The sequence below is a fragment of the Pseudomonas sp. FSL L8-0168 genome (assembly GCF_037976155.1).
In the GTDB taxonomy this organism is placed as follows: Bacteria; Pseudomonadota; Gammaproteobacteria; order Pseudomonadales; family Pseudomonadaceae; genus Aquipseudomonas; species Aquipseudomonas paracarnis.
Map to the genome: position 1 here is coordinate 4,667,069 of NZ_CP150262.1, position 7,932 is coordinate 4,675,000.

Sequence of the window (7,932 nt, forward strand, 5' to 3'; positions counted from 1 at the left end):
AAAAATACGCGAGAGAATTTGCTCAGCCTTAGGCTGCGGCAGCTTCTTTTTGCTCGCGAACTGCAGCCAGAGTACGAGCCAGCTTGCTGGTAGCGCCTTGAATCACGCTCATCAGCTGCGAAATGGCTTCGTCGCGGGTCGGCAGTGTTGCCAGTACGTCGATTTGGTTAGCTGCGAGGAACTTGCCCTCGAACGCAGCTGCCTTGATCTCGAACTTATCCTGACTCTTGGCGAACTCTTTGAACAAACGGGCAGCAGCGCCTGGATGATCCTTGGAGAATGCGATCAGAGTCGGGCCAGTGAACACGTCGTTGAGAACACTGTATTCAGTGTCAGCAACGGCGCGCTTGAGCAGGGTGTTACGTACAACACGTACGTATACGCCAGCTTCACGAGCCTCTTTACGGAGTCCGGTCATAGCGCCTACTGTCACACCACGGGCATCAGCCACGACAGCGGACAGAGCAGCTTTGGCAGCCTCGTTGACTTCAGCGACGATGGCCTTCTTGTCTTCGAGATTAATTGCCACGGGTTTAACTCCTGCTTGTTACCGTTTCATCTGGCCTAGGCCTGATGTCGTTTTGGTGTCTGATTCGGTAAGGAACCGGGAGCACCATCTGCGTAGGCTTGTTGGTTTAAGACTTGCGTCGCCTACGGTCTTGGATAGCCCCCGCCAGGCAGGGACCCCAATCTTTCAATTGGCGCAATTACTTGCGCCAATTTATGTCTTATACGTCCAGCGAGCCTTGGTCGATGACCAGACCTGGGCCCATAGTGGTGCTCAGGGTAACGCGCTTGACGTAGATACCTTTCGAGGAAGCAGGCTTGATACGCTTCAGATCAGCGATCAGGGCTTCAACGTTTTCCTTCAGCTTGACGGCATCGAAGCCGACTTTGCCAACGGAGGTGTGAATGATGCCGTTTTTGTCGGTGCGATAACGAACCTGACCAGCCTTGGCGTTTTTAACCGCGGTAGCTACGTCTGGAGTTACGGTGCCGACTTTAGGGTTAGGCATCAGGCCACGTGGACCGAGGATCTGACCCAACTGACCTACAACACGCATTGCATCCGGGGAAGCAATAACGACGTCATAGTTCAGGTCGCCGCCTTTCATTTCGGCAGCCAGGTCGTCCATGCCAACGCGATCAGCACCAGCGGCCAGAGCAGCTTCAGCAGCTGGGCCTTGGGTGAAGACAGCAACACGTACAGTCTTGCCAGTGCCGTGTGGCAGCACAGTAGCGCTACGAACGACTTGGTCGGATTTACGTGGGTCAACACCCAGGTTTACAGCAACGTCAACAGACTCGCTGAACTTGACAGTCGACAGCTCGGTCAGCAGGGCAGCAGCGTCTACGAAGTTGTAGGACTTGCCTGCTTCGATCTTGCCGGCGATAGCCTTTTGGCGCTTGGTCAGCTTAGCCATTACACACCCTCCACGTTAAGGCCCATGCTACGAGCAGAACCGGCGATGGTACGCACGGCTGCATCCATATCAGCTGCAGTCAGATCCGCGTTTTTGGTTTTCGCGATTTCTTCCAGCTGAGCACGAGTTACGGTGCCAACCTTAACGGTGTTAGGACGAGCGGAACCGCTGGTCAGACCGGCAGCTTTCTTCAGCAAAACCGAAGCCGGGGTCGACTTGGTTTCGAAGGTGAAGCTACGGTCGCTGTATACAGTGATGATCACTGGAGTCGGCAGACCTGGCTCAAGACCCTGAGTACGGGCGTTGAAGGCCTTGCAGAATTCCATGATGTTCACGCCGTGCTGACCCAGAGCTGGACCGACGGGTGGGCTAGGGTTGGCCTGAGCGGCCTTCACTTGCAGCTTGATGTAAGCGGTAATCTTCTTGGCCATGAGGCACTCCAATTACGGGTTCAAACGCCTCGAAAGGCTCCCCGGTTACTTGCGCGTTTATCCCAGTGACGACAAAACCCCACAGCCTAGGCTGCGGGGTTGGGATGCTTGCCCAGCTAGACCTTTTCGACCTGGCTGAACTCCAACTCTACCGGGGTAGAGCGACCGAAAATGAGCACTGCCACTTGGATCCGGCTCTTTTCGTAGTTAACTTCTTCGACCGTACCGTTAAAATCAGCGAACGGACCGTCTGTAACGCGAACAACCTCACCCGGCTCGAACAATGTCTTCGGCTTGGGCTTGTCGCTACCATCAGCAACACGACGCAGAATTGCTTCCGCCTCTTTGTCGGTGATCGGAGCAGGCTTGTCGGCAGTACCGCCAATGAAGCCCATGACGCGAGGGGTATCCTTGACCAAGTGCCAAGTACCTTCGTTCATGTCCATTTGTACCAGCACGTAGCCAGGGAAGAACTTGCGTTCGCTTTTGCGCTTCTGCCCATTCCGCATTTCAACCACTTCTTCAGTGGGAACCAGAATTTCGCCGAAGCCATCTTCCATGCCTGCCAGCTTTACGCGCTCCAGCAAAGAGCGCATAACATGCTTCTCGTAACCCGAGTAAGCATGCACAACGTACCAACGCTTAGCCACGGGACACCCTTAGCCAACAATCAAGGAAACAAGCCAGCCGAGCAGGGAATCAAGCCCCCACAACAGCAACGCCATAACCAGAACAACAGCCACGACAATCAATGTGGTCTGAGTGGTTTCTTGGCGAGTCGGCCAAACGACTTTACGGATTTCGGTGCGAGCTTCCTTAACCAGTACCGCGAACGACTTGCCTTTGGCAGTCTGCAGGCCTACAAAGGCAGCTACAGCAGCGAGGGCAAGCAAAGCGAGTACACGGTACAGGATCGGCGAAGCAGAATAGTACTGATTGCCAACAACGCCTACGACCACCAAGGCGACTACAGCGAGCCACTTTACCAGATCGAAACGAGAGCTTTGAGCTTCAGCCTTAGGAGTCATCTATGAAGATCCTGTGAAAAGAAAGCCAGACACACCACGTGAATCTGGCAGGTCAGGAGGGAATCGAACCCCCAACCTACGGTTTTGGAGACCGTCGCTCTGCCAATTGAGCTACTGACCTAAAACAAAATCAGGCCGACCATTATGCAGGCCTGAAAAAGACTTTACAACAACCAACCCCACAAGACCTGAAACATCGAACAACATTCAAGCCGAGGCAGCTGTTAAAACAAAGGCAGATATTTTCATATCTGCCTTGTCATATGGAGCTCTTGAGCGGATTTGAACCGCTGACCTCACCCTTACCAAGGGTGTGCTCTACCAACTGAGCTACAAGAGCGAAACACCTTGCACAACCTGCAAACTTGGAGCGGGTAGCGGGAATCGAACCCGCATCATCAGCTTGGAAGGCTGAGGTTCTACCACTAAACTATACCCGCGGAGCTTGCAGCTCACGCTAAAAATGGTGGAGGGGGAAGGATTCGAACCTTCGAAGTCGTAGACGTCAGATTTACAGTCTGATCCCTTTGGCCGCTCGGGAACCCCTCCTAAGCGAGCCGGCATTTTACATCACGCCGACCTTCTGTCAAGCATTTTCTCATTTAAATTATGAGGTTAGCTGCATTGACGGTCGCTTTGCACTGTAGCCCTTAAAGGTCTTCACTGCGAAGCGGGCGCCATTCTATGCAAACTATTCGAGAGTTGCAATGCCTTCACACAGCATTATTTTATGTTTTAACTCATTGAATTCATTAGCAAGGCTTTCAAAGGGCAGATCGTCAGCCAGGCGACGGCTCTCAGGGGCTACACGCAACCAATAACCCGAGGCGTCCGGCGCATTCAGCAACTGTACCTTGACCTTGATATCCAGGCTGGTGAGCCTCTGCTCGAGAGAGGAGGCTTGGCGTCGATCAGTGAACCCACCGATGTACAAGCAGGTATTCTGCGCCTCTGCCGGCCTCGCTCGATCACGCCGCGCCACCGCATCTGCCGACTCACTCAGGAGGCGAATATCTTGTTGTGTCCCCCGATGGAGACTCAAGGGCGTGACATCCTTGGCCCGCAATGGCGCCTCTTGCTGATGCCAGACGTAATAGAAAACATTGAGGACCAGTAAAAGTAAAAACAGCCAGCGCATAATCACCTCAAGACAAAGGACACGCCATTGCCAAACCAACAAACACCAGATCCGGGACCAGCCGAGCCTGAGGCGCAGCATCCCTCACCAGGTCAGCATCGCCGCCAGTGAGGAAGACCGTGAAATCCTCTCCCCAATAGCCTCGCGCCAACTCGAGCTGGGTCAGCACAAACCCTCTAAGCATGAGCGTACACCCACGCTCGACGGCCTCTACGGTCGTACGACCAGGAGAGAGACGTTCCACAGCCCGCTCAGCGGCCGCGTCGTCATAGCGTATCTTGCGGGTATGGGTTCGCAGTTGATTACGCATAAGCGGCATACCAGGGCAAATAAACCCACCCAGGTGCCCACCGTCCGGACCAATAAAATCTGCTGTCGCCGCTGTACCAAAGTCGAGTACCAGGCATGCACCTGACGCCAACTTGAACGCGCCTAGCATGGCCAGCCATCGATCCATCCCCAGGCGCTGGAAGTCTTCGTAGCCGTTGCGCACTCCGCCCATTTCTTGAGCAGAGGTTGCACAGGAAACAGCAACGCCAAATGCCGCTACCAAGGCAGCTATCAGCTTATCGGTCTCCTCAAGCGCGCGAACACTCACTAACCGACAACGCGTGAGCAATAGACCAGGCAAAGCCACCAAACTATCGATCAGCGCGATATCTGAACCTGCGATACCTTCCGCGCGAACAGTTGCCTCACTCAACTCAAGAACACGCCATTTGATAAAGCTATTTCCACAGTCGAGCTCAAGAATCATCACGCAACCTCAGGCTTAACTCACCACCGCTGTATATTTTCTCAACGCCACCGACATCCAAACGCAAGGCGCCCTGACGATCCACGCCCAGCACAACCCCATCAATCTGATTGACGCCCGCGATAAGCGACACGGACTTCCCCTGCCACGCGTGATGCTGCTCCCATTCGTCTTGCAACCCTGCAAAACCCGCAGCCTTGTGTCGATCTAGGTAGGCTTGGAGTTGCAAACCCAGTCGCGCCACCAGGTGATTGCGATCAACTGAAAAGCCCGTCTCAAGCTGCATCGAGGTCCACTGCTGATCAACATCAGCTGCCCTCTGCATATTCACATTGATACCTATCCCTAGCACAACGTGACAGATATCCGCGGGATCTCCCACCAGCTCAAGCAAGATGCCTGAGATTTTCTTGTGCCCAACCAAGACGTCGTTTGGCCACTTCAAAGCCGCGCCCTGCACACCCGACTCACGCAGAGCCTGCAGGACTGCCAGTCCTACCACCAGACTCAACCCTTCCAGTTGCCGCAGACCACCCTCAATACGCAATACAAGGCTGTAGTAAACGTTTTGCGCAAATGGGCTGACCCATTTACGGCCTCTGCGCCCCCTACCAGCCGTCTGCTGCTCCGCTAGCACAACAAAAGGTGCCGCACTACCCGCATCGACAAGACGTAAGGCCTCGGCATTAGTGGAGTCAATGGAATCGAAAATATGAACGGGCCAAGATAGGGAAGTCGCCTCCCGAGAAACCTCCTGCGCATTCAAAAATACCAATGGCGCAGCCAATCTATACCCACGACCCCGAACCTTATGGATAGGAAGATTCAATTCTGCCTCAAGATGCTGAAGCTGCTTCCACACGGCACTGCGACTAACGCCCAGGGCGGCGCCAAGCGCTTCTCCAGAATGGAACTGACCATCTTTCAGAAGTTTCAACAACGTCAGCATGCACATATCGCCTCAGAATGAGGCACGCATGATAGCCATGCGCAGGGTCATTGCATAGAAAGGGTGGATATCAGTATTGATCGACGCCCCACAAGATTTTCGAGCGTCCAAAACAAAACCCCAACTGCTTTCGCAATTGGGGTTTCGGAATTTAATCTTGACGATGACCTACTCTCACATGGGGAAACCCCACACTACCATCGGCGATGCATCGTTTCACTGCTGAGTTCGGGATGGGATCAGGTGGTTCCAATGCTCTATGGTCGTCAAGAAATTCGGGTACTGAGTCGTGGCCAACTGGCCTCGCTTCAGCAAATTGGGTATGGGATAGTTTTCGGTGTTTTGTGAGCGTCGAACTTTCGGTTCATTGCGTCTTCACACACCGCAATCTGGCCTCTCTCGAGTTCGCAAATTGCTTGGGTGTTATATGGTCAAGCCTCACGGGCAATTAGTATTGGTTAGCTCAACGCCTCACAGCGCTTACACACCCAACCTATCAACGTCGTAGTCTTCGACGGCCCTTCAGGGAACTCAAGGTTCCAGTGAGATCTCATCTTGAGGCTAGTTTCCCGCTTAGATGCTTTCAGCGGTTATCTATTCCGAACATAGCTACCCGGCAATGCCACTGGCGTGACAACCGGAACACCAGAGGTTCGTCCACTCCGGTCCTCTCGTACTAGGAGCAGCCCCTCTCAAATCTCAAACGTCCACGGCAGATAGGGACCGAACTGTCTCACGACGTTCTAAACCCAGCTCGCGTACCACTTTAAATGGCGAACAGCCATACCCTTGGGACCGGCTTCAGCCCCAGGATGTGATGAGCCGACATCGAGGTGCCAAACACCGCCGTCGATATGAACTCTTGGGCGGTATCAGCCTGTTATCCCCGGAGTACCTTTTATCCGTTGAGCGATGGCCCTTCCATACAGAACCACCGGATCACTAAGACCTACTTTCGTACCTGCTCGACGTGTCTGTCTCGCAGTCAAGCGCGCTTTTGCCTTTATACTCTACGACCGATTTCCGACCGGTCTGAGCGCACCTTCGTACTCCTCCGTTACTCTTTAGGAGGAGACCGCCCCAGTCAAACTACCCACCATACACTGTCCTCGATCCGGATAACGGACCTGAGTTAGAACCTCAAAGTTGCCAGGGTGGTATTTCAAGGATGGCTCCACGCAGACTGGCGTCCACGCTTCAAAGCCTCCCACCTATCCTACACAAGCAAATTCAAAGTCCAGTGCAAAGCTATAGTAAAGGTTCACGGGGTCTTTCCGTCTAGCCGCGGATACACTGCATCTTCACAGCGATTTCAATTTCACTGAGTCTCGGGTGGAGACAGCGCCGCCATCGTTACGCCATTCGTGCAGGTCGGAACTTACCCGACAAGGAATTTCGCTACCTTAGGACCGTTATAGTTACGGCCGCCGTTTACCGGGGCTTCGATCAAGAGCTTCGCGTTAGCTAACCCCATCAATTAACCTTCCGGCACCGGGCAGGCGTCACACCCTATACGTCCACTTTCGTGTTTGCAGAGTGCTGTGTTTTTAATAAACAGTCGCAGCGGCCTGGTATCTTCGACCGGCATGAGCTTACGGAGCAAGTCCTTCACCCTCACCGGCGCACCTTCTCCCGAAGTTACGGTGCCATTTTGCCTAGTTCCTTCACCCGAGTTCTCTCAAGCGCCTTGGTATTCTCTACCCAACCACCTGTGTCGGTTTGGGGTACGGTTCCTGGTTACCTGAAGCTTAGAAGCTTTTCTTGGAAGCATGGCATCAACCACTTCGTTACCTGAAAGGTAACTCGTCATCAGCTCTCGGCCTTAGAATCCCGGATTTACCTAAGATTCCAGCCTACCACCTTAAACTTGGACAACCAACGCCAAGCTGGCCTAGCCTTCTCCGTCCCTCCATCGCAATAACCAGAAGTACAGGAATATTAACCTGTTTTCCATCGACTACGCTTTTCAGCCTCGCCTTAGGGACCGACTAACCCTGCGTCGATTAACGTTGCGCAGGAAACCTTGGTCTTTCGGCGTGGGTGTTTTTCACACCCATTATCGTTACTCATGTCAGCATTCGCACTTCTGATACCTCCAGCAAGCTTCTCAACTCACCTTCACAGGCTTACAGAACGCTCCTCTACCGCATCACTTACGTGATACCCGTAGCTTCGGTGTATGGTTTGAGCCCCGTTACATCTTCC

The 7,932-nt window shown here is 53.6% G+C and carries 8 protein-coding genes, 4 tRNA genes and 2 rRNA genes (1 of these 14 running past the window's edge); all 14 read right to left on the reverse strand.

The features are described from left to right. Nucleotides 1-28 precede the first annotated feature (28 nt). Nucleotides 29-529, reverse strand: coding sequence for a 50S ribosomal protein L10 (gene rplJ / locus MHH62_RS21470; protein ID WP_003232405.1), 501 nt, complete (start codon nucleotides 527-529; stop codon nucleotides 29-31). Between the two features lie 199 nt (nucleotides 530-728). Continuing rightward, nucleotides 729-1,424, reverse strand: coding sequence for a 50S ribosomal protein L1 (gene rplA, locus MHH62_RS21475; protein ID WP_003176434.1), 696 nt, complete (start codon nucleotides 1,422-1,424; stop codon nucleotides 729-731). After that, nucleotides 1,424-1,855: a 50S ribosomal protein L11 gene (rplK, locus tag MHH62_RS21480; RefSeq protein WP_003176435.1), complete on the reverse strand. Its 432-nt coding sequence runs from the start codon at nucleotides 1,853-1,855 to the stop codon at nucleotides 1,424-1,426. Before rplK ends, rplA begins: the two co-directional genes overlap by 1 nt. A 116-nt stretch (nucleotides 1,856-1,971) precedes the next feature. Then, the gene (gene nusG / locus MHH62_RS21485) at nucleotides 1,972-2,505 is read right to left on the reverse strand and encodes a transcription termination/antitermination protein NusG (RefSeq protein ID WP_003176436.1); all 534 of its coding nucleotides are present in this window, start codon (nucleotides 2,503-2,505) and stop codon (nucleotides 1,972-1,974) included. Nucleotides 2,506-2,514: 9 nt separating this feature from the next. Beyond that, nucleotides 2,515-2,883, reverse strand: coding sequence for a preprotein translocase subunit SecE (gene secE, locus MHH62_RS21490; protein ID WP_003194658.1), 369 nt, complete (start codon nucleotides 2,881-2,883; stop codon nucleotides 2,515-2,517). Between the two features lie 45 nt (nucleotides 2,884-2,928). Next, nucleotides 2,929-3,004 (reverse strand) — tRNA-Trp (locus MHH62_RS21495). 143 nt (nucleotides 3,005-3,147) lie between these two features. Further along, nucleotides 3,148-3,223, reverse strand: a tRNA-Thr gene (locus MHH62_RS21500). 26 nt (nucleotides 3,224-3,249) lie between these two features. Then, nucleotides 3,250-3,323, reverse strand: a tRNA-Gly gene (locus MHH62_RS21505). 24 nt (nucleotides 3,324-3,347) lie between these two features. Further along, nucleotides 3,348-3,432 (reverse strand) — tRNA-Tyr (locus tag MHH62_RS21510). Between the two features lie 142 nt (nucleotides 3,433-3,574). Then, nucleotides 3,575-4,021, reverse strand: a complete 447-nt coding sequence (locus tag MHH62_RS21515) for a hypothetical protein (RefSeq protein WP_020302455.1) — start codon at nucleotides 4,019-4,021, stop codon at nucleotides 3,575-3,577. 7 nt (nucleotides 4,022-4,028) lie between these two features. Continuing rightward, nucleotides 4,029-4,778, reverse strand: a complete 750-nt coding sequence (locus MHH62_RS21520; protein ID WP_014720156.1) for a pantothenate kinase — start codon at nucleotides 4,776-4,778, stop codon at nucleotides 4,029-4,031. Next, the gene (birA, locus tag MHH62_RS21525; protein WP_014720157.1) at nucleotides 4,768-5,727 is read right to left on the reverse strand and encodes a bifunctional biotin--[acetyl-CoA-carboxylase] ligase/biotin operon repressor BirA; all 960 of its coding nucleotides are present in this window, start codon (nucleotides 5,725-5,727) and stop codon (nucleotides 4,768-4,770) included. The genes MHH62_RS21520 and birA overlap by 11 nt, the downstream gene beginning before the upstream one ends. 155 nt (nucleotides 5,728-5,882) lie before the next feature. Beyond that, nucleotides 5,883-5,998, reverse strand: a 5S ribosomal RNA gene (gene rrf, locus MHH62_RS21530). 156 nt (nucleotides 5,999-6,154) lie between these two features. Then, a 23S ribosomal RNA gene (locus MHH62_RS21535) occupies nucleotides 6,155-7,932 on the reverse strand; it runs 1,114 nt beyond the window's last position.